Origin of the sequence: Pannonibacter phragmitetus (assembly GCF_050510895.1) — a bacterium.
GTDB classification, from domain to species: domain Bacteria; phylum Pseudomonadota; class Alphaproteobacteria; order Rhizobiales; family Stappiaceae; genus Pannonibacter; species Pannonibacter phragmitetus_B.
This window is the reverse complement of record NZ_JBNINT010000001.1, coordinates 619,273-645,590: the sequence shown is the minus strand read 5'-3', so window position 1 is coordinate 645,590 and position 26,318 is coordinate 619,273. Positions and strand designations below refer to the sequence as shown.

Below are 26,318 nucleotides of genomic sequence, written 5' to 3'. Positions count from 1 at the left end.
GGTCCCGCTTGAGGCGCAGCTCATGGGCGGCACGCGCCGCTTCATCGGCCTCGATGGCCTTGTCCAGGTCAGTCGCGGTCGTTGTCATAGTGCACCCAGTATTTCGAGGTGAGGAAGGCGAGCGCCGTGAAGGCCGCGATGATCAACAGCAGCACCCAGGCAAGCGCCGATGCATAGCCCATGCGGAAGAACTTGAAGGCCTCGTTGAACAGATAGACCGTGAAGAACAGCAGGCTGTCCGCCGGAGCACCCAGGCCATTGGAGATGATGAAGGCGCTGGAGAAGGTCTTGAAGGCATCAATTGTCTGGAGGACCAGATTGAAGAAGATCACCGGAGCCAGCAGGGGCAGCGTGATGCGGGTGAATTGGCGCCACTTCGGCGTGCCATCAATCTCGGCAGCCTCGTAGAGGTCCCGTGGAATACCCCTCAGGCCAGCCAGAAAAATCAGCATTGGCGACCCGAACTGCCAGACAGCCAGCGCCACAAGCGTATACAGCGAAGTCTTGGGGTTGGTGATCCAGTCCGTGCCGGAAATGCCGAAGAATGCCAGCACCTCGTTGACGACACCGGAGGCCGCGAAGAGTTCGCGCCAGAGGATGGCGATGGCGACGGAGGCCCCCAGCAGCGATGGCAGATAGAAGATCGCCCGGTAGAGCCCGATCGTCCGCAGCCCCTTGTCCAGCAGCATCGCGACCGCCAGAGCAAAGGCCAGGCGGGCAGGAACAGCCAGAACCACATAGTTGAACGTGACCTCGAGCGCCTTCCAGAACCGGCGGTCACGGCTGAACATGTAGTCATAGTTGGCAAGCCCCACCCAGCGCGGATCACTCACCATGTCGTATTTGGTGAAGGACAGGTAGAGCGAGACCAGGATCGGCCCAAGAGCCAGAAGAAAGAAGCCGAGCAGCCACGGGGAGAGGAACAGATATCCGGGCGCGTTGCGGGCAAGGAACCGTTTCATGAAGGGAAGGCCTTGTCTTGCAGGCTCCCGCCCTGCCGGATGGCAGGGCGGGCAGTTTCAGGCAATGAGAGCGTCAGCGTGCCCGCTCGATGATGGCCGCAGCATCTTCCACGAAGATCTGCCCGGCATCCTGCGGCGTCTGGTTGCCGAGAATGACTTCGGACGCCGTGCGCATGAAGGCATCGCGCACTTCGCCCGCGCCCTTGGGCTGCGGCTTGGGCAGCGGGCCAACCTTGTCCTGAATGGCCGTGAAGTATTCGACCGTGCGCTTCTCGATGGAGCTGAAGGACGGGGCGAGAGCCTCACGCACCTTCGGCGAGCAGGGAATGCCGCGTTCAAGACCGAGGATGCCGGTGATCTCCGGATCGTTCACCCAATCATTCATGTAAGCCATGGCTGCATCCACATCCTTCGCATCGCGCGAAAGGGACAGGAACATGGACGGCTTGATGAACTGGCCCGGCTTGCCACCCGGCAGATGCGGCAGCATGGCAGGGCCAGCCTCATCCTGCATCAGATCCTGCACACCGACGATCTGGTTCGACCAGATCAGCGACATGGCCGTATCGCCCTTGACGACACCGCGCTCCGCCAGCGCAGGATCGAGCATCAATGCCCGGTCCTTGGACGCAACGGCATCAGCCTTGCGCATGTCATCCCAGAACTGGAAGAAAGTGGCCACATCTTCCGGCGTGGCAGCGACGTTGCCCTCATCGTCATAGAACTCGCGGCCACGCTGGCGCACCCAGGCTTCCAGATATTCGATATAGGTCGAGAAATCATCCGTGCCCTTGACCCTACCGCCGGACGCCTTGGTGATGGCAGCAGCAATCTTGGCAAAGTCCTCGTGGGTCCAGCTCAGAGGATCAAACTCAATACGCGCATCCTTGAAGACCTGAGCATTGTAGACGACCATCTGCGAGTTGGAGCCGATGTTCAGCGCATAGAGCTTGCCATCAACCTTGCCGCCTTCCAGCGGCCCCTGATCGAAGCCGTCCAGCATCAGTGTCTTGCCGATATGGTCATCCAGCGGCTGAAGTGCGCCGCGGCCGACATATTCAAACAGGAAGCGGTGATCCATCTGCACCAGATCGGCCATGTTCCGGCCAGCTGTCTGGGTCGCCATCTTGGTCCAGTAATCGCCCCAGCCGATGGTTTCGCCCGACACGGTTATGCCCGGATGCTTCTTCTGGAAGGCCTCGATCACCGCGAAGGTGCGCTTGTCGCGCTCCGGATTGCCCCACCAGTAATGGCGGATGGTGCGATCCTGCGCGAGTGCCTTGCCGCCTGGCATGGCAGCGGCCAGCGCCGCAAGCCCCATTCCCCCAAGGACGGTTCTGCGTGTAACAGTCATTCTGGTCTCCTCCCGATTTGGCCCGGAACCTCCATTCCGCGGCCTCAGTGCTCCGGCAGGGCTCCTCTCCCTGCCGCATTCCCCTGCAGCTGGTCAGATGTAGCTGCGCAAAAGCTCTGTGAGGCACAGCATCGCCATCGCCTGCCCATAGGGCATCGAAGTCAGCTTGATCTCACGATAGAAATCGAGGTCGCTTCCCATGGCCGTGCCGAAGGACACCTGCTGCAACTCTCCGTCTTCGCTGATGTTGGCGACAACGCCGCGCATGGCACGTTCGGCCACCTCAAGATATTCGCCCGGCAGGTAACGCTTGCGCACGCCCTTCATCAGACCATAGGCAAATCCGGCTGTGGCCGAGGCTTCCACATAGCTTGATGGATCATCCAGCAGCGTGTGCCACAGGCCGCTTTCGTGCTGGTACTGCTTCAGCGCCGCCGCCTGACGGCCCAGCACCGACAGAAGATGACGGCGCAGCGCATCGCCTTCCTTCAGGTCCAGCATCTCGATGAACTCGGGGATCGCAATGGTGATCCAGCTGTTGCCGCGCGCCCAGAGAGCACGGGCAAAGTTGTGGTTGCCATCAAAGCTCCAGCCGTGGAACCAGAGGCCGCTCTGCGTATCCATCAGATACTGGATGTGCAGCAGGAACTGGTACTTTGCCTCTTCCACATACTCCGGACGGCCCAGAACAAGCCCGATCTTGGCCAGCGGCAGCACGCTCATCATCAGCGTGTCGTCCCACATCTGCTGATCATTGACGCTGTTGTAGACGATGTGCTGCAACCCGCCCTCGCGGGTGCGTGGCATCTCATGCATCACCCATTCGGCCCAGGTTTCCAGATAGGGCACCCACTGCGGATTGGGCTCAAGCTCATGCAGCCATGCAAGGGTGAGGAACGGGGCAACCGTGTTGATATTCTTGGTCGGCGTGCCTTCCGCCAGCCTCGCCGAGAACCAGTCCCGGATGATGCGCATGGCTTCCGCGCTGCCGGTCAGCTGCCAGTAACGGAACAGACCGTAGAGCCCGATGCCGTGAGTCCATTCCCAACCGGCCCAACCCTTGGTATCAATAACGCGGCCATCTTCGAGGCGGAGCAGGAATTCACCCGTCTTGTCCTCGATGTTGATGAGATTTCCGGTTAGCCGGTCGATGAGGCCGCAGACCTCGTCCCGGGTGACAAACCTCTCCTTCTGCCGCAACAGCGGATGCATACGCGATCTCCTCCCAGATACCGCTTGAAATTTTTCGGAACGCAGTTCCGTAATTATTAGGCAATCACAATCCCGCAACCTTGGCAATCACTTAAACCGATTTAATCGCCATTTTTGCACGCTTGCATAATCTTTATTCATGCCCTGCACACGCCAGCTTGACAGGCAGGTGTTCAAATTTCAGAATGGCGTTTCAAAAAGATTGAACGAGAAAAATGCCCGACAGCAAGTCCAAGGCTTCTTCCAAAGCCGAGCCCAAAACCGAAAACGCCGCTGCGGTCCTCAAGGTTTTCGCCGTGCTGGAGGCATTGGTCGACGAGCGGCAGGCGAGCCTTGCCGTCATCGCCCAGCGGGCCATGACCTCCAAGACCACGGCCCACCGGCTTTTGCAGACAATGGTTGACCTTGGTTATGCCGAGCAGGACGGGGACACGGAGAAATACCGCCTCACCCTCAAGCTCTTCAGCCTTGGGGCCCGTTCCCTGAACGAGGAATCGGACCTGATCCGCATCGCCGACAAGGTGATGGGCCGGCTGTCCCGGGCGACTGGCGAATGCATCAATCTCGGCGTCATGGACGACCGGGAGCAGCGTGTCGCCTACATCCACAAGTACGACTCCTTCTACAACCTCTCCACCCAGTCCACCCTCGGCCGCCGCAATCCGCTGCACAGCACCTCACTGGGAAAGGCCTTGCTGGCATGGCGCAGTGACGAGGAAATCCACGAGCGGCTCAACGGCCTGGACATGCCCAAGCTGGCGCCGCGCACCATCACCGATGCGGAAAGCCTTTTCGCCGCGATCCTTCAGGTCCGGGCGCAGGGCTTTGCCGAAGAGATCGAAGAAAGCGAGGCCGGCGTGCGCTGCATGGCCATTCCGGTGCTGGACCATCTGGGCCGCTCCATCGCCGCCATCAGCATTTCCTTCCCGCTCTTCCGCTTCGATGAAACCCGCAAGGCTGAATACGCAAGCCTGCTGAAAACCGCCTCCCGCGAGGCCTCCACCGCGTTGGGCTGCCCGCCGGGCAAACTGGTGTGAGGGAACTTCACCCCTCAGCCACCGCCTGCCGCCACGCAGCGGCATAGGCGGCAAAGGCTGCGTCCGGAATGACAGACGCGTCATCCTGCGCCGCGCCCTCGCCGCCCCGCCCGTCGAAACCTGCCAGCAGCAGCGCCGCGCCGATGCTGGTGCCGGTGACGGAGCCGTCGCCCACCTGAATCTTCCGGGCAGAGGCCGCTTCCAGCATGGAGAGATAGAGCCGGTTGGCCGCGAAAGGCCCTTCCACAATCACCGGCCCCTGCCCACCGGTCATGGCAAGGCATTCCGCCGTCACGAGCGCCAGATAGAACGACACCGCCGCGTAGTGCTGGCCATCAGACAGACCGGCCTCGTCCTCCACGCTCCAGCGGTGCGTCCTGCCCTGAAACGGGCCGGAGCGCGGTTCGACAGCGGGCAGCAGAAGGATGGAACGATCCAGAACCTGCCGCACGTCAGCATCCGTGCTGGTTCTGTCATGCCCCTCCAGCATCAAATCAAACTCGCGCCCGCCCATGAACCGGGCAGATGGCACGGCCCCGCCAAGCGCGTTGACATTGACCAGCGTGTCGCGGGCCGGATCAAGGTTTCTCGCAGCCGCGCCAACACTCAGCGAAATCACCCAGGTGCCGGTCGAAACAACAGAAAAAGCTCCTTGCCGGGCCAGGAGATGCGGATAGAGCGAGGCGTTGCTGTCATGGATGCCGCAGGCAACCGGAATGCCCTCCGGCAGCCCCGCCCGATCCGCCACATCCAGCAGCAGCGGGCCCAGCACGTCACCAGCCTTGCGCACCGGCGCCATGCGGCCCTCAAGGCCAAGCCGTGACACCAGCGGCGAAAACACACCCTCGAACGGGTTCCAAAGATCCGTATGGCACCCCAGTGACGTGACCTCACAGGCGGCAACGCCCGTCAGGCGATAGGTCCAGTATTGCGGATAGGTGAGAACCTGCGCGGTGCGCTCCCGCAGGCCCTCTTGCGTTTCCAGCAGCCAGTGAAGCTGCGCCCCGAGATTGAGCCCCATGGACAGGCGCGGCGAGCCGGTCTGCGCAAAGCCGGGCCGCAGGGCATCGTACTGGCTGGCGAGATCATCCGGGCCGGTAAACTCATAGTCGAGCACAGGTGTGGCCAGCTTGCCGGAGGCATCCAGCAGCACGGCAGAAGCGCCATGGGTGGTGACGCTGATGCCGTCGATCCGGTGCTCCGCCGCCAGCTCCTTCAGGCTTTCCAGAAAGAAGCTCCAGAGCCCCTCCACATCGAAATGCGGATAGGGTCCATCCGTCCGCACGCGGTTCGGCTGCCGCCGGACGCCCAGTTCCTGACGGCGCGCGATGTCCACCACCGCCACCTTGGCGTTGGTCTTGCCGATGTCGATCACCGCGATGTTGCGCAAGCTGGCCATACCGGGTCAATCCATGTGGAAGACGGTTTCAAGGGCAATGGCTACCGGCTCGTTGTCCGGCTTCGTTTCCATGATATCGGCCATATGCGCCCACCAGCGCTGCATCACCGGCGATGCCGGAAGGCTTGCCACCTTCTTCTCGCTCTCGCGCCACATCACGGCGAAGAGGATATTCGTCTCCTGGTCGAGATGGATGGAATAGTCGCGGATACCAGCTTCCTTCAGCAGGGCGGAAAGCTCCGGCCAGATCTCGTCATGGCGGCGGCGGTATTCGGCCTCCATGCCGGGATTGAGCTTCATCTTGAAGGCATATTTCTCCATCTCACGCTCCCTTGCGGCGCAGCAGGATCTGGCGGGCAATACGCGGCAGGGCGATGACGCCGATCAGCAGCAGGCCGGTGAAGATCGACATGACGATGCCAGGCACGTTGAGAAGACCAAGGCCAAAGGTCACCAGCCCCATCACCAGCGCGGCGATGACGACACCGGCAATGCTGCCCGCCCCGCCCAGAATGCTGACCCCGCCCAGCACCACCATGGTCACCACCTCAAGTTCCATGCCCGAGGCAATGGACGGGCGCGTCGCGCCAAGCCGCGAGGTAAGACAGATGGCGGCCACGCCGGACATGAGCCCGGTGAGCAGGAACAGGGCAAACTTCACCCGCGCCACCCGGATGCCGGAGAAGAGCGCCGCCACCGGATTGTTGCCGATGGCATAGACCGCCCGGCCAAAGGTGGTGGCATGCAGCAGCAGGCCGAAGAGCACGGCCAGAATGGCAAAAAGCACAAGCTCGAAGGAAATCACCCAGAAGACGTAGCCCTGGCCGAACCAGGCAAAGGAGGCCGGATAGCCGGTGTAGGCCTTGTCGCCGAGCACGATGTAGGAGATGCCGCGGAATAGGCTCATGGTCCCGATGGTAACAACAATCGACGGCAGGCCCAGCCCGGTGATCAGCGCGCCATTGACCACCCCGCACAGCAGCCCGGCCCCAAGGCCAATGGCCACCAGCGCGGGCGTGTCGGCGCCCATCTGCACCGCATAGCCCATGGCCGTGGAAGCCAGCGCGATGATGGCGGCGACCGAAAGGTCAATCTCGCCGGAGATGATCAGCAGCGCCATGGCAAAGGCGATCATCGCCTTTTCCGTGAAGTTGAACGTGGCGTCCGACAGGTTCCACGGATCAAGGAAATAGGGAGAGGCCAGCGCATTCAGGATGAAGATGGCCACCGCCACACCGAAGAGCATCAGTTCCCAGCTTGTAGCAATCCGCTGAACCGGACTGCGCAGCCGGTCGGGAATCTGCCGCCCGCCGCCGGGCGCTCCGGAACCAGAGCCGGGCGTTTGAAGGGAAACGGATGTCATGCCGTGTGCTCCGCCTGCTTCAGGATGACCCGGCCCTTTGGCCGGTTCTGGGTAACATTGACCGCCACCGCAATCAGGATGGCAGAGCCCGAGATGGCGAGCTGCCAGAAGGGCGAGACATTGACCACCGGCAGTGCGTTCTTGATGATGCCGAGAAACAGCGCCCCCAGCACCGCGCCCGCCACGCTGCCCGCACCGCCTGCAATGGAAATGCCGCCGATCACGCAGGCCGCCACAACGTCCAGCTCAAAGCCAGCGGCAATATCCACATAAGCGACCGCATAGCGCGCCACCCAGAGATAACCGGTAAGCCCCGCCAGCGCGCCGGACAGCACGAAGGCAGCGCATTGGGTGCGGCCCGTATCAATGCCCGCATATTGCGCCGCATGCGGGTTTCCTCCCACCGCATGGAAGGCCCGGCCCAGCGCCGTGCGGGTGACCAGAACGGCAAATCCGGTGACGACCGCAATCGCGATCCAGGACAGCACCGGCAGACCCAGAACCACCGTACGCGGAAAGGCCTTGAAGGCATCGCTCATCTGATGGGCGTTGATCCAGCGCCCTTCGGAAATGAGGAAGATGATGCCCCGGTAGATGGTCATCGTGCCCAGCGTCACCACGATTGGCGGGATCGACAGGCGCCAGACCAGCAGCCCATTGATCAGCCCGAGCCCTGCCCCCAGCGCGATGGACAGGAGGATGATCAGAGGCACCGGCAGATCCGGCATCATGGTGTTGACCAGCGCCGCCACCATGCCCGTGAGCGCCAGGTTGGCCGCCACCGACAGGTCGATGCAACGGGTCAGTATCACCACCATCTGCCCCAGCGCCAGAATGATCAGCGGCGCTGTGTCATTGAACACGCTGGCAAGATTGCCGGGCGCTACGAAACCGGGAAAGCGCGAGGCGATCAGCCCCGTAAGCGCCACCATGGCGCCTGCCAGCACCAGCTCGCGGCCATGGGAAAGACGGATGCTCATGCGTGCCCCTCCTCGATCCCGGCAGCCGCCCGGACCAGATTCTCCGGCGTCATCGCCTCTCCCTCGAATTCGGCGGCAATCCGCCCTTCGCGCATCACGATCACCCGGTCAGACATGCCCAGCACCTCGGGGATTTCCGAAGAAACGAGAATGACCGCGAGTCCCTCCCCCGCCAGTTCCGCCATGAACTCATGCACCGCCGCCTTGGAGCCAATGTCGATGCCCTTGGTCGGCTCGTCCAGAATGATGACACGGGGCCGGGTCGCCAGCCATTTGGCAATGATCACCTTCTGCTGGTTGCCGCCCGAGAGAAGGCCGATATCCTGATCCAGCGCGGCAGCCCTCAGGTCCAGCCGGCGTGTGTAGTCCCGCGCCAGCGCAAACTCTTCCGCCATCTTCAGAAAACCCTTGCGGGAAACGGCCTGCAAAGAAGGCAAGGTCACGTTCTGATAGATCGGCAGGCCCTTCACCGCGCCCTGCTTGCCCCGGTCCTCCGGCACATAAACGATGCCCTGCCGGATGGCTGCATTGGGAGAGCGGATCACCGCCACCTCGCCGTCAATGCGGATCGCGCCCTTGGAAGGTTTCGTGATGCCGAACAGCGCCTGCATGAACTCGCTGCGCCCGGCACCGACAAGGCCATAAAAGCCAAGGATTTCACCGGCGCGCAGGGTGAAATTGATGTCCTCGAACTCGGTCGGATGGGCATAGCCCACCACCTTCAGCAGTTCATCACCCAGCTTCGGGGTGCGCTTGGGAAACACCTGATCCACCGGGCGGCCGACCATCATGCGCACAAGATCGCCCTCGCGCACATCGCGGATATGCCCTGCGCCCACCAGTTCCCCGTCGCGGAATACGGTGTAACGGTCAGCCACGCGGAAGATTTCATCGAACTTGTGGCTGATGAAGAGGATGGCCTTTCCTTCGGCCTTCAGCCGGTCCACCAGCTCATAGGTTTCCTCGATTTCCTTGTGCGACAGTGCCGCCGTCGGCTCGTCCATGATGACGACGCGGGCGTCAATTGACAGCGCCCGGGCAATGGCCACCAGATGGCGGCTGGCGATGCCGAGATCCTTCAGTTGCACGTTCGGGTCAATCTGTGCGCCGATCCGCTCCAGCAGGCGCCGCGCCTCCTGGCGCATCTTGCGCCAGTCGATAAGGCCGAAGCGGCTGCGCGGGGCATGGCCGATGAAGATGTTTTCTGCCACCGTCAGCTCGTCAAAGAGCACGGTTTCCTGATGGATCGCCGTCACTCCGGCCTTTGCGGCCGCCTCAGCTGCGGGAAAGGCCACCGGCTGGCCGTCAACGCGGATCTCGCCCGCATCCGGCTGGTAGATGCCGGTCAGAACCTTGACGATGGTGGACTTGCCCGCACCATTTTCCCCGATCAGCGCCGTCACCTGCCCCGGATAAAGGTCCAGCGACACGCCTGACAGCGCCTTGACGCCCGGAAAGGACTTGGAAATGCCGGTCAGCGAGAGAACCGGATGGTCCTTCGCGCTGGCCGGATGCAAGGCGGCACCCGGCTGATCCGGGAAGTTGGCAAGCATGGCAATGCCCCGGTTATGCCGGGACGTGCAATCCCGGCGTCATGTGTGATGTTTCATCAGGGTCGCGGACGGTGCCCGGCCAATCACACAGCGTGTCACGGGCCGGGCACATGTTGAGGCCTGGGAGGTCTCAGAAAATGTCCTTGAAGGCATCGATGTTGGAGCTGTCATAGACAAACGGATCTGCCATTGCGCCCGTGTTGCTGTCATCCAGCTTCAGCGTACCCATGCGGCCCATCGGAATTTCCGCGCCGGGCTTGGCTTCGGCCTTGCCCGTGGCAAGGTTGTAGGACAGCACCGTGGCGGCATAGCCAAGATCGATCGGGTTCCAGATGGCGAAGGACTTGGACGCACCCGACTTGATGTGCCCGGCCATCTCTGACGGCAGGCCAAGGCCTGTCACATTGACCTGGCCAACCTTGCCCGCATCGGTGACTGCCTGTGCCGCCGCAACAATGCCGACGGAGGTCGGGGCAATGATCGCCTTCAGGTTCGGATAGGTCTGCATCAGGCCCTGTGCCTCACGATAGGACTTGTCGGCAAGGTCATCGCCATAGACGGTGGCCACCACATTGATGCCCTTGTAGTTGCCCTTGACCTTGTTCATCTCCTCGATCCAGATGTTCTGGTTCGTCGCCGTGGCAGAAGCCGACAACACCGCCACATCACCACCCTCCGGCAGATGATCTGCCGCCAGCTTGATGATCATGTTGCCGATCAGCGGATTGGACGAGGGATTGAGATGCAGCTGGCGGCCTTCCGGCGCCACGCCCGAGTCCCACGAAATCACGGTGATGCCGCGGTCCATCGCCTTTTTCAGGGCCGGAACAAGCGCGTCCTGATCATTGGCGGAGATGGCAATCGCATCCACCTTCTGGGCGATCAGCGCATTGATCACCTCGATCTGGCCTTCCGCCGTCGTATCGGTGGGGCCGGTGTAGATGATCTCGACATCGCCCAGCTCCTTGGCAGCTTCCTGCGCGCCCTTGTTGGCAGCCTCAAAGAAGCCGATGCCCAGCGCCTTCACCACCAGCGCAATGCGCTTGGTCTCGGCATGGGCGGGCGCGGAGAATGCGAGCGCGGCAACAGCTGTCGCCGCTAGAAGCGTCTTCATGAATGTCATTGTCTTCCTCCCAGTCATTCCACCGGCCGTTCCTCCCGCCGGTCAGAAATCTTCGTTCCGTCAGCCCCCGCCGGCGGCGCTTGCCTGCGCTGCCTCGACGGGCGCTGCAATCACCTGCACTCCTGCCTGCTCCAGCATCTGGGCGGCGCTGTCGGGAATACCCTCGTCGGTGATCACCGTGGTGATGCGGTCCAGCGGGCACAGGATGAGGCTGGAGCGGCTGCGGAATTTGGACGAGTCCGCCAGCACCACCAGTTCATCCGCCTGCCCGATCAGCTTCTGCTCCGCCTGGATGAGAAGCGGATCCGCCTCCATCAACCCCAGCGGCCCCAGCCCTTGCGCCCCCATGAACATGCGCCGCGCATAAAAATTGCGCGTCACGTCATTGTCGAAGGGGCTCAGGATGATGTTCTGCTCCCGGTAGATCACCCCGCCGGACAGGATGATCGTGTTCTTCGAATGCTTGAGCAGGTGCTCGGCAATCGGGAACGAATTGGTGAAGATCTGCATGCGCTTGCTCGCCAGCGGATGCACCATCTGGAAAGTGGTCGTGCCGCCATTGATGATGATTGCATCACCATCCGTGCAAAGCTCCACCGCCGCACGGGCAATCGCCCGCTTCTGCTGCGCGTTGATCGCCTCGTTGACGCTGAAGGGCCGGCCCGCCAGCCCGACGAACTGCGGCGGCGTGATCGATTCCGCCCCGCCACGGACCCGGCGCAGCTTCTTCTGCACATGCAGCGCCGCGATATCCCGGCGGATGGTCGCTTCCGAGGAATCCGTCAGCGCCACCAGTTCCGCAACGGTCACGACCGGACGGTCCTGAACGGCGGACAAGATGATCCTGTGGCGCTCTTTCTCGTGCATGCATTCCTCCCGATGTCCCGCTCAGGCTTCCATCAAATTCGAGCAGTGTCAATCACAATTCGTCATATTGCTGCAATGCAACGTCATTTTTGATCGATCGTGATTGAAACTGATTGACAACAAGACATATCACGGCAAGTCTCCGGTCAAAAGCTGGCCTGGCTCCGGCTCACTTTCGGGAGGACTACATGACTGATTCCGCCGCCGGTTCCCGGCTCGCAAACCTGTGGGATGAGGCCAAGGCTTCGGCCATGACCGAATCCGGCCGCCTTCTCTACCGCTCGAACCTGCTCGGGTCCGACAAGCGCATCACCAACTACGGTGGCGGCAACACCTCCGCCAAGGTCATGGAAAAGGATCCGCTGACCGGCGAAATCGCGGAAGTGCTGTGGGTCAAGGGTTCCGGCGGCGATGTGGGCACCATCAAGCTCGACGGTTTCGCCACGCTCTACATGGACAAGCTGCGGGCGCTGAAGGGCATTTACCGGGGCGTCGCCTTCGAGGACGAGATGGTGGGCCTGCTGCCCCACTGCACCTTCAACCTCAACCCGCGTGCTGCCTCCATCGACACGCCGCTGCATGCCTATGTGCCGAAGAAGCACGTGGACCACATGCACCCGGACGCCATCATCGCCATTGCCGCCTCGAAGGACAGCAAAGCGCTGACGGAAGAGATCTTCGGCAAGGACATCGGCTGGCTGCCGTGGAAGCGCCCCGGCTATGAGTTGGGCCTGTGGCTGGAAAAGTTCTGCCTCGAAAACCCGGAAGCACGCGGCGTCGTGCTGGAAAGCCACGGCCTCTTTACCTGGGCCGATGATGCACGCACCTGCTACGAGACGACCATCGAGATCATCAACAAGGCGATGGCCTGGTTCGAGGGCAAGCTGGCTGGCAAGGCCGCTTTCGGCGGGCAGAAACACGCCATCCTGCCGCGTGATCAGCGCCGCGCCATTGCCGCCCGCCTGATGCCAGCCATTCGCGGCATGGTCAGCGGCCAGCAGCACATGGCCGGGCACTTTGACGACAGCGATGCGGTGCTGGAATTCGTCTGCGCGAAGGACATGGAAGCCCTCGCAGCGCTGGGCACGAGCTGCCCGGATCACTTCCTGCGCACCAAGATCCGCCCGCTGGTGGTGAAGCTTGATCCGGCAAATCCGGATGTGGACGCGGTGCTCAAGGGTCTGCCCGATGCGGTTGCGGCCTACCGGCAGGACTACACGGCCTATTACGAGCGCTGCAAGCATGCGGACAGCCCGGCCCTGCGTGATCCCAATGCCGTTGTCTATCTGGTGCCGGGCGTTGGCATGATCACCTTTGCCAAGGACAAGGCCACGGCCCGCATCTCGGGCGAGTTCTATGTGAACGCCATCAACGTGATGCGTGGTGCGTCCGGCGTTTCCACCTACTGCGGCCTGCCGGAGCAGGAAGCCTTCGACATCGAATACTGGCTGCTTGAGGAAGCCAAGCTCCAGCGCATGCCCAAGCCGAAAAGCCTTGCTGGCCGTGTCGCCTTCGTCACCGGCGGGGCTGGCGGTATCGGCTCGGCAACGGCGGAGCGGCTCATGAGCGAAGGCGCCTGCGTGGTTCTGGCTGATATCGACGCCAGTTCCCTCGCCCAGACGGCAGAGCGCCTGGCAGCCCGCCACTCACGCGACGTGGTGCGCACTGTTGTCATGGATGTGACCAGCGAGGACGCCGTGGAGCAGGCCTATGCGGAAGCCTGCACCGAATTCGGCGGCATCGACATTCTGGTGTCGAACGCCGGTATCGCCTCCTCGGCCCCCATCGAGGAAACCAGCCTCGAGCTGTGGAACAGGAACATGTCGATCCTTTCGACCGGCTATTTCCTTGTTTCCCGCAGCGCCTTCAAGGTGATGAAGACGCAAGGGATTGGCGGCTCGATCATCTTCATCGCCTCCAAGAACGGCCTTGCCGCCTCCCCCGGCGCCAGCGCCTATTGCACGGCCAAGGCCTCGGAAATCCACCTCGCCCGCTGCCTTGCGCTGGAAGGCGCACCGGATGGCATCCGCGTCAACGTGGTCAACCCGGATGCAGTGCTGCGCGGCTCCAAGATCTGGTCGGGCGACTGGCTGAAGGAACGGGCACAGGCCTATGGCAAGGATACGGCGGATCTGGAAGAGCATTACCGCCAGCGCTCGCTGCTGAAGCGCTCCGTGCTGCCCGAGGATATTGCAGAGGCCACCTATTTCTTCGCAAGCGAAGCCTCGGCCAAGTCCACCGGCAACATCATCAACGTGGACGCAGGCAACGTCCAGTCCTTCACCCGCTGACGGAGGCCATCCATGACCCTGATGATCGGTTCTGATGTCCTTGAGAAGGACAATGCCGCCCGCAAAGCGGACCTCGCGCGCGACTATGACAGCCTTGGCGAGCGGCTCGCCCGCCGGGGCATCGACATCAACGCGGTGAAGGCGAAGGTTGCCGCCTATGGCGTTGCCGTGCCGTCCTGGGGCGTCGGCACTGGCGGCACCCGCTTTGCCCGTTTCCCCGGCGCAGGCGAGCCGCGCCACATCTTCGACAAGCTGGAAGACTGCGGCGTCATCCAGCAGCTGACTCGGGCAACGCCCTCCGTCTCCCTGCATATTCCCTGGGACAAGGCCGATCCGGCAGACCTGAAGGCCAAGGCGGACAGCCTCGGCCTCGGCTTTGACGCCATGAACTCCAACACCTTCCAGGATCAGGCCGGACAGGCCCATTCCTACAAGTTCGGCTCCCTCTCCCACACGGATGCTGCCACCCGTGCGCAGGCGGTGGAGCACAACATCGAATGTATCGAGCTTGGCCGCGCCATCGGCTCGAAGGCCCTTACTGTGTGGATCGGCGACGGCTCCAACTTCCCCGGACAGGCGCATTTTACCCGCCAGTTCGAGCGCTATCTGGATGCAGCCCGCCAGATCTACGCTGCCCTGCCGGAGGACTGGCGGCTCTTCACCGAGCACAAGATGTATGAGCCCGCCTTCTACTCCACCGTGGTGCAGGACTGGGGCACAAACTATCTCATCGCACAGGAGCTCGGCCCCAAGGCCTTCTGTCTGGTGGACCTCGGCCACCATGCGCCCAACGTGAACATCGAAATGATCGTCGCCCGCCTCATCCAGTTCGGCAAGCTGGGCGGCTTCCATTTCAATGACAGCAAATATGGCGATGACGATCTCGACACAGGATCGATTGATCCCTACCGGCTGTTCCTCGTCTTCAACGAGCTGGTGGACGCTGAAACCCGCAAGGCGCCGGGCTTTGACCCTCGCACATGCTCGATCAGTCGCACAATGTCACCGATCCGATCGAAAGCCTGATGGTCAGCGCCATGGAGGTGCAGCGCGCCTATGCGCAGGCCCTGCTGGTGGACCGCAAGGCGCTCGATGGTTTCCAGGACAGCAACGACGCGCTGATGGCCACCACCACGCTGAAGACCGCCTTCCGCACCGATGTGGAACCAATCCTCGCCATGGCGCGTCTGGAGTCCGGCGGCGCCATCGACCCCGTCTCCACCTACCGCGCCTCCGGCTACCGCGCCCGCGCCGCAGAGGTCCGCCCAGCGGTTTCCGGCGCTGGCGGGGGCATTGTGTGAGAGCGGGCAACGGACTGACCTGATGCCTCTCCCTCACCCCGGACATGCTTGCATGATCCGGGGTGAACCGTTCTTGACGCTGCGTGTCTCTCCCTCTGCGTCAAGCCTCAGCAAAACAGCAGCTCTGCCTCCCGCCTTCCAAAGGAAATATCTTTCCCAAACATCCTGATGCCAATTGGCAAGCTCGCAAAACCGGGCTAACAGGCGGTTGAAACAACGCGGAACGGCTGCCCATGACGCATGAGCCCGCCTTTGCCCTTGAGGTGGAGGACGTCCACAAGAGCTACGGCCCCAACGAAGTGCTGAAAGGCATTTCGATGACCGCCCGCAAGGGCGACGTGATCTCGCTCATTGGCTCATCGGGAGCGGGCAAGAGCACCTTCCTGCGCTGCCTCAACTTTCTGGAACAACCTGACCGGGGCCGCTTCGTCGTCAATGGCGAGGAAGTGGCGCTGAAGCCGGACCGGCACGGACGCCTGAATCCGGCCAACTGGCGCCAGATCGAGCGCCTGCGCACCGGGCTTTCCATGGTGTTTCAGAGCTTCAATCTTTGGGCGCATATGACCGTGCTGGAAAACGTCATCGAAGCCCCTGTCCATGTGCTGGGCCAGAACCGGCGCGAGGCGACGGAGCGGGCAGAAGCGCTGCTGGCCAAGGTCGGCCTTCATGACAAGCGCGATGCCTATCCGGCGTTTCTTTCGGGCGGCCAGCAGCAGCGCGCCGCCATTGCCCGCGCCCTGTGCATGGAACCTTCGGTGATGCTCTTCGACGAGCCGACCTCCGCGCTTGATCCGGAACTTGTTGGCGAGGTGCTGAAGGTCATCCGCGATCTGGCCGCCGAAGGGCGTACCATGGTGCTCGTCACCCACGAGATGAGCTTTGCCCGCGATGTCTCCAGCCACGTCATGTTCCTGCATCAAGGACGCGTGGAAGAGGAAGGCACGCCGGAGAAGGTGTTCGGCGCACCGGAAAGCGCCCGCTGCCGCGACTTTACCGCCTCGCTAAGACACTGAACAACAATCACCAGCATGACCGGGGAAACACCATGAAGAAGCTTCTGTCCATTCTCCTCACCGGCGCCGCGCTTGCGGCAACCTCCGTCTCCGCCTCCGCCGAGCTGCGCTTCGGCGTGATGAACGAGCCCTATCCGCCGTTCTTCACCAAGGATGCCTCCGGCAAGTGGGTGGGCTGGGAAATCGACCTGATGGATGCTGTCTGCGCCGAGATGAAGGAGCAGTGCTCCATCGTCGATATCGCATGGGACGGCCTGATCCCCGGTCTTGAGGCCAAGAAGATCGACGTGATCTGGTCCTCCATGTCCATCACCGAGGACCGCAAGAAGACCATTGCCTTCACGGACAAGTACTACAACACGCCGAGCAAGCTGATCGGCGCCAAGGACGGCAGCACCGGCACCACGGCGGATGACGTAGCAGGCAAGATCATCGGCATTCAGGTATCGACCGTCCAGTCCGATTATTACGCCAAGTACTTCAAGGACAAGGCCGAAGAAAAACCTACGCCACCCTCGACGAGGCTTTCCAGGATCTTTCCGCCGGGCGCATCGACTACGTGTTCGGCGATGCCATGCCGCTGGATGCATTCCTGAAGTCCAGCTATGGCGCGGACTGCTGCGAGGACAAGGGCAACGTGGCCGATGACCCGGCCATCCTCGGCTCTGGCATTGGCGGCGGCCTGCGTCAGGAAGATACAGAGCTTCAGGCCAAGCTGAACGCCGCCATCGCCGCCGTACGCGCCAGCGGCAAGTACAAGGAAATCTCGGACAAGTACTTCTCGTTCGATCCTTACGGCGAGTGATCTGCAGGAAATGAAGTTGCCGGGATTGGCGTAAGCGCCTCTTCCGGCCTTTTCTGAGTAGCTGGGTATGTGCAAACAAGCCGCAGCACCGCTCTCCCCGCTTGGGGCAAAGGCCGCAGGCCAGAGAGTTTATTGGATCGTCCCAGAGGCAGCATGGCGAACCTGACCTATCTTGAGCTTCTGGCGCCCTCGCCTCCCGGCTGGGGCGGTGTGCTGCTGGCCGGGGCTGCGTCGACGATCGCCATCTCCCTTGGCGCCTACCTCACCGGCATGGTGCTGGGTCTCTTGGGGGCATGGGGCAAGCTCAAGGGCGGCCGCGCGACATCTGCCTTGCTTGATGGCTACACCACCGCCATCCGCGCCATTCCAGAACTCATCCTGATCATCGGCCTCTATTATGCAGGCACCGATGGCCTGAACCGGCTGCTCACCGCCATAGGCCTGCCCACAGTCGAGGTGAACGGCTTTGTAGCAGCCGTGGCCGTGCTTGGCATCGTTCAGGGAGCCTACATGACGGAGGTATTCCGCGGCGCCATTCAGGCGGTGCCCACCGGCCAGATCGAGGCGGCAGCGGCCTTCGGCATGCGGCCTTCCCTGCGCTTCCGCCGCATCATCCTGCCGGCGATGATCCCCAATGCCATGCCGGGCCTAGCCAATCTGTGGATGTCCGTCACCAAGGACAGCGCGCTCATTGCCGTTGTCGGCTATCAGGAGCTGGCGCTGGCCACACGCATCGCGGCGGGCAACACCAAGCAGTATTTCCTGTTTTTTGCGGCGGCGGCAGTGCTATATCTGATCATCAGCCTCGTCTCCACTCGTGTGTTCAACCTGCTGGAGCGGCGCGCACGCCGGGGCCAGCCGGCACCCGGTCAGGCATAGGAGAGGCAGATGGATTTCTCCTGGCTTGGCAAATACGCCCCCTGCTTCTGTCCGGTGCCTGGCAAACGGTTGCCCTGCTCGGCATTTCCGTCAGCATCGGCTTCGTCCTCGCCATCGGGCTTGCGCTCGCGCAGGTGTCCGGGCCGCGCTGGCTGAAGCTGCTGGCCCGCGGCTATTGCGGCTTCTTCCGGGGCACACCACTGCTGATCCAGCTCTGGCTGCTTTATTATGGCGTCGGCTCGCTGCTGCCGATGGTGCCGGGCCTGCGCGGCAGCTTCCTCTGGCCCATCCTGCGTGAAGGCTTCTTCTTCGCTGCTGTCAGCTTCACGCTCAACCACGCCGCTTATCAGGCAGAGATCCTGCGCGGTGCGCTGCTGAGCGTGCCCAAGGGAGAGCTGGAAGCCGGACGCGCCTTCGGAATGACGCCCTTCCTGCTGCTGCGGCGCATCTGGCTGCCGCGTGCCATCCGCACCGCCCTGCCCAGCATCACCGGCGAAATCGTGCTGCAACTGAAGTCAACGCCGCTCGCCTTCACCGTCACGGTGATGGATCTTTACGCGGTTGCCTACAAGGTGCGGCAGGATACGCTGCTTGTCTATGAACCGCTGATCGTGGTCACGCTCTTCTATGTAGGCCTGACCATCATCCTCACCCGCATTTTCAAGCATGTGGAGGCACAGGTGCCGGTGCGCCGCTGACGGCGCAGCCCTGTTGCCCCCGAACCCGCGAAGGAGCATTCCATGGCCATCAACATCCGCATTCTCGATGGCGGCATGAGCCGTGAACTGGTGCGGCTCGGCGCCGAGCTGAAGCAGCCGGAATGGTCGGCCCTTGCCCTCATCGACACGCCCGATATCGTGCGGCAGGTGCATGAGGAATTTATCGCCGCCGGGGCCGATGTCATCACCACCAACAGCTACGCGCTGGTGCCCTACCACATCGGCGAAGAACGTTTTGCCAAGGAAGGCAGGGCTCTGATTGCCCTCTCCGGCCGCCTTGCACGGGAGGCGGCGGATGCGGAGACCTCACGCAGCGTGCTGGTTGCAGGCGGCCTGCCGCCCATCTTCGGCTCCTACGAGCCGCAGAATTTCGACCCCGCCCGCGTGCAGGACTACCTCTCCGTTCTCGTCGGGGAACTAGAGCCCTATGCAGATGTCTGGCTTGGTGAAACGCTGAGCCTCATCGCCGAGGGAGAGGCCGTGCGCATCGCAACCGCAGGCACCAACCGCCCGTTCTGGGTTTCTTTCACGCTGGAAGATGCAGACACGGAAGCAGCCATCGCCAATCCGAAGCTGCGCGGCGGCGAGACAGTAACACAGGCTGCCGAATGGGCCGCGGGCTCCGGCGCGGCAGCGCTGCTGTTCAATTGCGCCAAGCCGGAAATCATGGCCAGCGCCATCAAGACAGCCACAGCCGTCTTCGCCGCAAAGGGCGCGAAGCTGGATCTCGGTGTCTATGCCAACGCCTTTGAAAGCAACACCGATGACGGCGCGGCGAACGAGGCCCTGCACGGCACCCGCGCCGATCTCACCGGCGACCGCTACACCGGCTTTGCCTGTGACTGGGTGGGCGCCGGAGCCACCCTCGTCGGCGGCTGCTGCGGAATCGGCGCCAGCCACATCCACAGCCTTGCGGCACGCCTCAAGGGAAAATCCGCCTGAAGCAGGCGCGCAGGTTCCTGAAGGATAAAGAAGCACCGGCAGATTTGCCGGTGCAGTTCTGCTCAAACCTGATACAGTTTTTTTCATGATGCGATTCCGGGCAGCCGCCCGGCTCTTCCGCGTCAGCCCGCTATCACGCCCTGATTCTTTTCGATGGCACGCCGGCATGAGCAGCCAGGAAACAGGGACCGGAAAGAAAACAAGCTGAGAACAGCAGAGAGGAACGGGACTACATGTTCGCCTATTTCAAAAGCGCCCTCACCGCAGCGGCCCTGACGGCCAGCCTCATGGCGCCTGCCGCTGCGCAGGACCTCAAGTTCTTTACCATCGGCACGGGCGGCACGGCAGCCACCTACTATCCGGTGGGCGGCGTCATCGCCAATGCCATCTCCAATCCTCCGGGCTCGCGTCCCTGCGCCGAAGGCGGCAGCTGCGGCGTACCGGGCCTGATTGCTTCGGCCGTGTCCTCGCGCGGTTCGGTTGACAACCTCAACGCCATTTCCTCGGGTCTGCGCAATTCTGGCTTTGCTCAGTCCGACGTTGCCTACTGGGCCTACACCGGCACCGGCACCATGGAAGGCCAGGCTCCGGCTGAAAAGCTGCGCGCCATCGCAGCCCTCTTCCCCGAGCATATCCATCTGGTCGCTCTGGCTGACAGCGGCATCAACTCGGTTGCTGACCTCAAGGGCAAGCGCGTATCGCTGGATGAGCCGGGCTCCGGCACCTATGTGGATGCCAAACTGATCCTCGAATCCGCCGGTCTCGGCGTTACAGACGTGACGGCCGAAGCCCTCAAGCCCGATGCTGCCAGTGACGCCCTGCGCAACGGCCAGATCGACGCCTTCTTCTTCGTCGGCGGCTACCCGACCGGCGCCATCGTGGAACTGGCCTCTGCCGCCAAGATCAAGCTTGTGCCGATTGACGGCGAGACGGCAGCCAACCTGACCGGCAAGCACGCGTTCTTCGCCAGCTCGGACGTGCCGGAAGGCGTCTATGAAGGTGTTCCGGCAACCACCACCGTTGCCGTTGGCGCCCAGTGGATCACGAGCTCCGACGAAAGCGAAGAGCTCGTCTACGAGATCACCAAGGCCCTTTGGAACGACAACACCCGCAAGCTGCTGGACACCGGCCACGCCAAGGGCAAGTCCATCACCAAGGAAACCGCTCTTGACGGTATCGGCATCCCGCTGCATCCGGGCGCCGAGAAGTTCTACCGCGAAGCCGGCCTCCTGAAGTAAGTCCACCTTGAGACGGCACGGCCCGGAACAGCAGTTTCCGGGCCGCTTGCTTTTGTGGCAGGGAATGCGGTGCCTTCCGCGCTCTGCCTTGCAAAAATTCAATCACCGCAGAGGCTTGACCTGATATCGCCAGGACAGCCCCGCAGCGGGTTTGTAGCACAGGATCCAAGATGACAACGTCCCCGGCTCCCGCGCTAACGGCCGAGCAACTGGCCGAAATCGAGCGCAAGTACGACCCCGAGACGGCCTTCCGTACCACCGGCCCGCGCATCGGACATGTGATCACCGCCATTCTTGTGGCCATGTCCGTCTATCATTTCTATGCGGCAGGCTTTGCCCTCATCCCGGAGCTGATGCACCGGGCAATCCATCTGTCCTTCGTCCTGTCGCTTGTCTTCCTCATGTTCGCCTGGCGCCGCAGCATGAACGACGAGCTGCCGCAAAAAGCCTGGTACAGGGTTGAAGGCATCGCCATTCTCGACATTTTGCTCGCGATCCTGGGCGTTGCCGCGGCCATGTATCTGCCGCTTCAATCGGCGGAAACGCTGGCCATGCGCGTGGGCAATCCGTCCACGCAGGACATCTTCTTCGGCTCGGCACTGGTCGTGCTGACCCTGGAAGCCTGCCGCCGCTCCGTTGGCCCGACGCTGCCCATCATCGCACTGATCTTCATGGGCTTTGCCCTGTTCGGCCCGTGGATGCCCGGAGCACTGAAACATGGCGGCACCTCCTGGCTGGGTCTCATCAACCACCTCTACATGACCAATCAGGGCATTTACGGCATCGCCATCGGCGTGATGGCGAAATACGTGTTCCTGTTCATCGTCTTCGGCGTGCTGGCCACCCGGATCGGCCTTGGCCAGCTCTTCATCGACGTGGCCATGGTGATTGCCGGGCGTTATTCCGGCGGACCGGCGAAGGTCGCCATCTTCTCTTCCGCCTTCATGGGCACCATTTCCGGTTCTTCCATCGCCAACACGGTAACGACCGGCGCCCTGACAATCCCGGCCATGAAACGTGTCGGCTATCCGGCCCGGTTCGCCGCTGCCGTTGAAGCCACAGCCTCCACCGGCGGACAGATCACCCCGCCCATTCTGGGCGCTGCCGCCTTCATCATGGTGGAATATCTTCAGATCCCCCTGCGCGATGTGCTTGCCGCAGCCCTGTTCCCGGCGCTGCTGCATTATTTCGGCATTTTCATCATGGTGCATCTGGAGGCCAAGCGCCTCGGCCTGCGCGGCCTCACGAAGGAAGAACTGCCGAAGCTCGGTATCGTGCTGAAGCAGCACTGGCTTTCGATCATCCCGCTGGTCATTCTGGTCTATCTGATCCTGTCCGGCCGCACCCCGGACTATGCCGCCGTCTATGGCATCATCGCCTGTGTCGTTGTCGGCGTGCTCAACCCGACCGACCGGCTCACTCTGAAGGATCTCTACAATTCGCTGGCAGCAGGTGCCCGCAACACTCTGGCAGTGGGCGCAGCGGCGGCAACCGTCGGCATTGTTGTGGGCGTGGTGACGCTGACCGGCGTCGGCTTCCGCATCGGGTATGTCATCGTCCAGACCGCTGGCGACATTGGAGCCACCCTGGGCTCTCTGTGGCCCTTGTCACTCTTCACAGCCGGCCAGTGGACGCTGTTTGTATCGTTGATCCTGATTGCCGTCGCCTGCATCATCATGGGCGCCGGCATTCCGACCACCGCCACCTACATCATTCTGGTTGCCGTGGCCGCCCCTGCCCTTGCCGTGCAGCAGGTGGAACCGCTGGTCGCCCATTTCTTCGTGTTCTACTACGGGGTTCTGGCCGACATCACGCCGCCGGTGGCGCTTGCGGCCTATGCGGCGGCGGGCATAGCCGGGTCCAATCCGTTCCAGACGGGCAACACCGCCTTCCGCCTCGGCATTGCCAAGGCGCTTGTGCCGTTTGTCTTCGTCTATTCACCGTCACTGCTGCTGGTCAATGCAGACTTCTCCTGGTCCGCCTTTGCCATCACGCTCACGGGGGCGGCTCTTGGCATTGCCTGCCTTGGCGTAGCCTTCTCCGGCTACTTCATCGCGCCGATGCGCAAGCTGGAACGCTGGTGGACGGGCATTGTCTCGCTGCTGTTCATCGCCCCGGGCCTCGACACCATGGCCGCAGGGATTGTTCTGCTTCTGCCGGTGGTGCTGCTGCAGATCCGGGCCAGGCAGAAGCTGGCCGCATCCTGATAGCAAGGCACAAGACACAAAAAGCCGGGCTGCGAAACATCGCAGCCCGGCTTTTCATTGAGAGGAGATCTTACTTCAGCAGCGCGGCCGAACGGTCCAGCGCGGCAGAGAAGCCCTTCAGCGAGACCTGCAGGTTCAGCGGATTGCCTGCAACAGCCTGAACGCCAAGCTTCAGCACATTGCCCTTGCGGATCGCGGCAACCGTGTCCTTGCTGAGGGTCAGCGGCACCACGCAGCCAACGGGCATGCAGGTCTGGAAACGGGCGTCCGTGCCCTTTTCCTGGTCGTCGACGGTGAGCTTGACGCCACCATCCAGGTTAAGGCCAAAAGGCAGAACCAGCGTGCCGTTGACGGCACCATCAGCTGCCGGAGCGAACTCGGCCAGAAGCACCATCTGGCGGGTCTGCTGATCCTGCTGCTGCTGCGAAACCGCACAGCGCTTGCCGCCCTCACCCGAAAGGCAGGTCACAGTCCAGTCGTCGAAGGTTTCCTTGATGGAGGAAGCGCCGGAAGGCAGGCTGCCTGCCGTCTGAGCCATTGCCAGGCCTGCAGAAACCAACAGTGCCGCACCCGCGAGAGTGGAAGCCAGCTTGAAGTTCATTCGTCTTATCCCGATGACCGGAAAGCAGCACAGCCGCTGCCCTCAACTTGAATGGGCCTAACTAACCGGCCTTTGCCCATACATGCAAGCTACGCCTGCATTTTTGAAACAGACAGCCGCCTGCTTCATCACCGGAGGTTGGCTTTCCGGTTGATGAAGCAGGAAAGTCTGCGCTCAGCCCTCCTTTGCCGGATCGTAGGCCAGAAGCCGGAGCGCATTGATCGTCACCAGCACCGTTGCTCCCGTATCCGCCATGATCGCCAGCCACAGGCCGGTAATCCCCAGAATGCTGGTGACGAGGAAGACCGCCTTCAGCCCCAGAGCGATGGTAATGTTCTGATGAATGTTCCCCATGGCCTTGCGGGCAAGGCGGATCAGTGCCGCCACATCGCTCACCCTGTCACGGAGCACGGCAGCATGCGCCGTTTCCAGCGCCACATCCGTGCCCGAGCCCATGGCGACGCCAACCGAAGCCTGAGCAAGTGCGGGCGCATCATTGATGCCATCTCCCACCATCATCACCCCGCCGGAGGCAGCAAGCGCACGCACTTCACGGACCTTGTCCTCCGGCATCAGCTCCGCACGCTGCTCAAGCCCAAGGCCAGAGGCGATCGCAGCCGCAGTGCGCACATTATCCCCCGTCAGCATGACGGCACCGACGCCAAGCGCCTCCAACTGACGGATCGCCTCGCGGGCGTCCTCCCTTGGCTCGTCACGCAAGGCAATCAACCCGGCAAGTTTTCCAGCCCGGATGACGCAGACCACCGTCTTGCCCTCGCCCTCCAGCCGTGCCGCCTGCGCAGCGGTGTTCTCCGGCAGCAGGCCGGTTTCGCTCGCATGGCGCGGGGATATGACCTGCATCAGCTCTCCTGCCACGCTGGCCTCGACGCCGCGCCCGGCCATGGCCCGCGCACCGGACGCACGAAGAACAGCCGCGCCGGCTTCCTGCGCATGGGCCAGGATGGCTTTCGCCAGCGGGTGGGAAGATCCGGCCTCAACGGAGGCTGCGGCAGAGATCACCTCCAGCATGCCAAACCCGCCGCAGGGAACCACATCCACCACCTGCGGATGGCCAGCTGTCAACGTGCCGGTCTTGTCGAAGGTGACCGTCTTCACGGCGGCGATGGCCTCGATCACGGCGCCCCCTTCATGAGGAGGCCCCGGCGCGCGCCTGCCGACAGAGAAGAGGCAATGGAGGCCGGCACCGAAATGACCAGCGCGCATGGGCAGCCAATCAGCAGCAGCGACAGGGCCCGGTAGACCCATGTGTTCCAGTCCGCCCCAAATCCAAGCGGCGGCACAACGGCAACAGCCGCCGCAAGCAGCACGATGAAGGGCATGTAGTAGCGGCTGAACCGGTCGATGAAACGTTCGGTCGGGGCGCGGGCGGTTTCAGCTTCTTCCACAAGCCGGATAATCCGGGCGATGGTGTTGTCTGCCGCCGCACGCGTCACCTCGATGCGCAAAGCCGCTTCCGTGTTGATGGAGCCAGCAAAGACCTCATCCCCTTCCCCTTGGTCACGGGTACACTTTCCCCTGTCACCGGGCTTTCATCGATGCCGGAAATACCAGAGCGGATCGCCCCGTCAGCGGGAATGCGGTCACCGGGCCGTACGAGCACGATCTGCCCCGGAACAAGACTTTCTGCCGCCACCTGCTGTGTTCCATTTTCCGTTTCCAGCAAGGCCGTTTTGGGCACCAGCCGCGCCAGCGCACGAATGCCTTCGCGCGCCCTGTTGGCGGCAACGCCTTCCAGCACTTCACCAACGGCAAAGAGGAACACCACCAGCGCCGCCTCTTCCGCCGCCCCAATCGCCAGCGCACCGGCAGCTGCGATGGTCATCAGCATCTCGATTGTGAAAGGCATTCCGGCCGCCAGTGCGGCAAAGGCACGCCGGGCAACGGGCGCAACTCCAATGATGCAGGCAACAGTGAAGACCCAGCCACCGACCTGTGGCGGCAGCACGAAATGCGCAGCCCAGGCCAGCGCAAGCAGTGCGCCGGTCAGAAGGACCAGCCGCCCCTTGCCCGTCTGATGCCAGGCACGGCGGCTGCCATCGGCCAGCGGCTCTTCATCGTCGTGACTGTGGCCGTGGCTGTGCGGATCTTTATGGGTGTGAGCGTGGTGAGACCCATGGACATCGTCATCGTGGTCATGACCGTGGCCGTGGTGTTCATGCCCGCAGCAGGCACCGGCCTTGCCAGTTTGGCCTTGCTCCTCCCGGCTACGAGGGCTGATACCAAAGCCAAGAGCACTGACGGCCTTCTCCACCGACCGCCGCCCGGTCTGGCTTTCGTCCAGCTGCAAGCGCAGCCGCTCGCTCATTAGCGCCACTTCGACGGCACTCACGCCCGGCAGACGCTCTACTGCGCCCTTGATCTTGCCTGCGCAGGACCCGCAGTCCATGCCCGTCACGGTCCATTCAAGGACTGTCGCCGTTTCATGCTTGCTCATGATCATCTCCTTGCCCA

Annotated in this window: 18 protein-coding genes and 4 pseudogenes; 10 read left to right on the top strand and 12 right to left on the bottom strand. The window is 62.6% G+C overall.

Annotated features, from left to right (window positions below; translation table 11 throughout):
• Positions 1-68 precede the first annotated feature (68 nt).
• From ACQB61_RS03055 to ACQB61_RS03045, 3 genes are all read right to left on the bottom strand, one after another.
• Positions 69-962 carry a carbohydrate ABC transporter permease gene (locus tag ACQB61_RS03055; RefSeq protein WP_430511439.1) on the bottom strand — a complete coding sequence of 298 codons (894 nt, stop codon included), beginning with the start codon at positions 960-962 and terminating at the stop codon, positions 69-71.
• 73 nt (positions 963-1,035) lie between these two features.
• Positions 1,036-2,316: an ABC transporter substrate-binding protein gene (locus ACQB61_RS03050; RefSeq protein WP_430511438.1), complete on the bottom strand. Its 1,281-nt coding sequence runs from the start codon at positions 2,314-2,316 to the stop codon at positions 1,036-1,038.
• 93 nt (positions 2,317-2,409) lie between these two features.
• A complete protein-coding gene (locus tag ACQB61_RS03045) occupies positions 2,410-3,528 on the bottom strand; it encodes a glycoside hydrolase family 88/105 protein (protein WP_430511437.1) in 1,119 nt (372 codons plus the stop codon).
• Between the two features lie 215 nt (positions 3,529-3,743).
• Here ACQB61_RS03045 and kdgR point away from each other — a divergent pair, with 215 nt between their 5' ends.
• The gene (kdgR, locus tag ACQB61_RS03040) at positions 3,744-4,565 is read left to right on the top strand and encodes a DNA-binding transcriptional regulator KdgR (protein WP_430511436.1); all 822 of its coding nucleotides are present in this window, start codon (positions 3,744-3,746) and stop codon (positions 4,563-4,565) included.
• Positions 4,566-4,572: 7 nt separating this feature from the next.
• On the opposite strand, the gene ACQB61_RS03035 is transcribed toward kdgR, so the two are convergent.
• From ACQB61_RS03035 to ACQB61_RS03005, 7 genes are all read right to left on the bottom strand, one after another.
• The gene (locus ACQB61_RS03035; RefSeq protein WP_430511435.1) at positions 4,573-5,964 is read right to left on the bottom strand and encodes an FGGY-family carbohydrate kinase; all 1,392 of its coding nucleotides are present in this window, start codon (positions 5,962-5,964) and stop codon (positions 4,573-4,575) included.
• A 6-nt stretch (positions 5,965-5,970) separates the two neighbouring features.
• Positions 5,971-6,285, bottom strand: coding sequence for an L-rhamnose mutarotase (rhaM, locus tag ACQB61_RS03030; RefSeq protein ID WP_430511434.1), 315 nt, complete (start codon positions 6,283-6,285; stop codon positions 5,971-5,973).
• A 1-nt stretch (position 6,286) separates the two neighbouring features.
• Positions 6,287-7,327 carry an ABC transporter permease gene (locus tag ACQB61_RS03025; RefSeq protein WP_430511433.1) on the bottom strand — a complete coding sequence of 347 codons (1,041 nt, stop codon included), beginning with the start codon at positions 7,325-7,327 and terminating at the stop codon, positions 6,287-6,289.
• Entirely contained in the window at positions 7,324-8,307 is a 984-nt protein-coding gene (locus tag ACQB61_RS03020) for an ABC transporter permease (RefSeq protein ID WP_430511432.1), read from the bottom strand. Before ACQB61_RS03020 ends, ACQB61_RS03025 begins: the two co-directional genes overlap by 4 nt.
• Entirely contained in the window at positions 8,304-9,860 is a 1,557-nt protein-coding gene (locus tag ACQB61_RS03015) for a sugar ABC transporter ATP-binding protein (protein WP_430511431.1), read from the bottom strand. Before ACQB61_RS03015 ends, ACQB61_RS03020 begins: the two co-directional genes overlap by 4 nt.
• Before the next feature lie 130 nt (positions 9,861-9,990).
• Complete coding sequence (gene rhaS, locus ACQB61_RS03010; protein WP_430511430.1) at positions 9,991-10,983, bottom strand: rhamnose ABC transporter substrate-binding protein; 993 nt, start codon at positions 10,981-10,983, stop codon at positions 9,991-9,993.
• A gap of 60 nt (positions 10,984-11,043) precedes the next feature.
• Positions 11,044-11,850 carry a DeoR/GlpR family DNA-binding transcription regulator gene (locus ACQB61_RS03005; RefSeq protein WP_019965538.1) on the bottom strand — a complete coding sequence of 269 codons (807 nt, stop codon included), beginning with the start codon at positions 11,848-11,850 and terminating at the stop codon, positions 11,044-11,046.
• A gap of 188 nt (positions 11,851-12,038) precedes the next feature.
• Here ACQB61_RS03005 and ACQB61_RS03000 point away from each other — a divergent pair, with 188 nt between their 5' ends.
• The 9 genes and pseudogenes from ACQB61_RS03000 to ACQB61_RS02960 all read left to right on the top strand — a co-directional run bounded on the left by ACQB61_RS03000 (position 12,039) and on the right by ACQB61_RS02960 (position 23,245).
• Positions 12,039-14,141 (top strand): bifunctional rhamnulose-1-phosphate aldolase/short-chain dehydrogenase, encoded by a 2,103-nt coding sequence (locus ACQB61_RS03000; protein ID WP_430511429.1) that lies wholly within the window; start codon positions 12,039-12,041, stop codon positions 14,139-14,141.
• A gap of 12 nt (positions 14,142-14,153) precedes the next feature.
• Positions 14,154-15,442: pseudogene (gene rhaI, locus ACQB61_RS02995) on the top strand (L-rhamnose catabolism isomerase).
• A 233-nt stretch (positions 15,443-15,675) separates the two neighbouring features.
• A complete protein-coding gene (locus ACQB61_RS02990; protein WP_430511428.1) occupies positions 15,676-16,455 on the top strand; it encodes an ABC transporter ATP-binding protein in 780 nt (259 codons plus the stop codon).
• A 32-nt stretch (positions 16,456-16,487) separates the two neighbouring features.
• Positions 16,488-17,260 (top strand): annotated as a pseudogene (locus ACQB61_RS02985) (transporter substrate-binding domain-containing protein).
• A 153-nt stretch (positions 17,261-17,413) separates the two neighbouring features.
• Positions 17,414-18,139, top strand: coding sequence for an ABC transporter permease (locus tag ACQB61_RS02980; RefSeq protein WP_334251003.1), 726 nt, complete (start codon positions 17,414-17,416; stop codon positions 18,137-18,139).
• Between the two features lie 9 nt (positions 18,140-18,148).
• Positions 18,149-18,837: pseudogene (locus ACQB61_RS02975) on the top strand (ABC transporter permease).
• A gap of 42 nt (positions 18,838-18,879) precedes the next feature.
• Entirely contained in the window at positions 18,880-19,800 is a 921-nt protein-coding gene (locus ACQB61_RS02970) for a homocysteine S-methyltransferase family protein (protein WP_430511427.1), read from the top strand.
• Between the two features lie 233 nt (positions 19,801-20,033).
• A complete protein-coding gene (locus ACQB61_RS02965) occupies positions 20,034-21,038 on the top strand; it encodes a TAXI family TRAP transporter solute-binding subunit (protein WP_430511426.1) in 1,005 nt (334 codons plus the stop codon).
• A 170-nt stretch (positions 21,039-21,208) separates the two neighbouring features.
• Positions 21,209-23,245, top strand: a complete 2,037-nt coding sequence (locus ACQB61_RS02960) for a TRAP transporter permease (protein WP_430511425.1) — start codon at positions 21,209-21,211, stop codon at positions 23,243-23,245.
• Between the two features lie 70 nt (positions 23,246-23,315).
• Here the strand turns inward: ACQB61_RS02960 and ACQB61_RS02955 are convergent, their stop codons facing one another.
• Both ACQB61_RS02955 and ACQB61_RS02950 read right to left on the bottom strand, forming a co-directional pair.
• Positions 23,316-23,846 (bottom strand): invasion associated locus B family protein, encoded by a 531-nt coding sequence (locus ACQB61_RS02955; protein ID WP_019965547.1) that lies wholly within the window; start codon positions 23,844-23,846, stop codon positions 23,316-23,318.
• Between the two features lie 174 nt (positions 23,847-24,020).
• Positions 24,021-26,307: pseudogene (locus ACQB61_RS02950) on the bottom strand (heavy metal translocating P-type ATPase).
• Positions 26,308-26,318 lie beyond the last annotated feature (11 nt).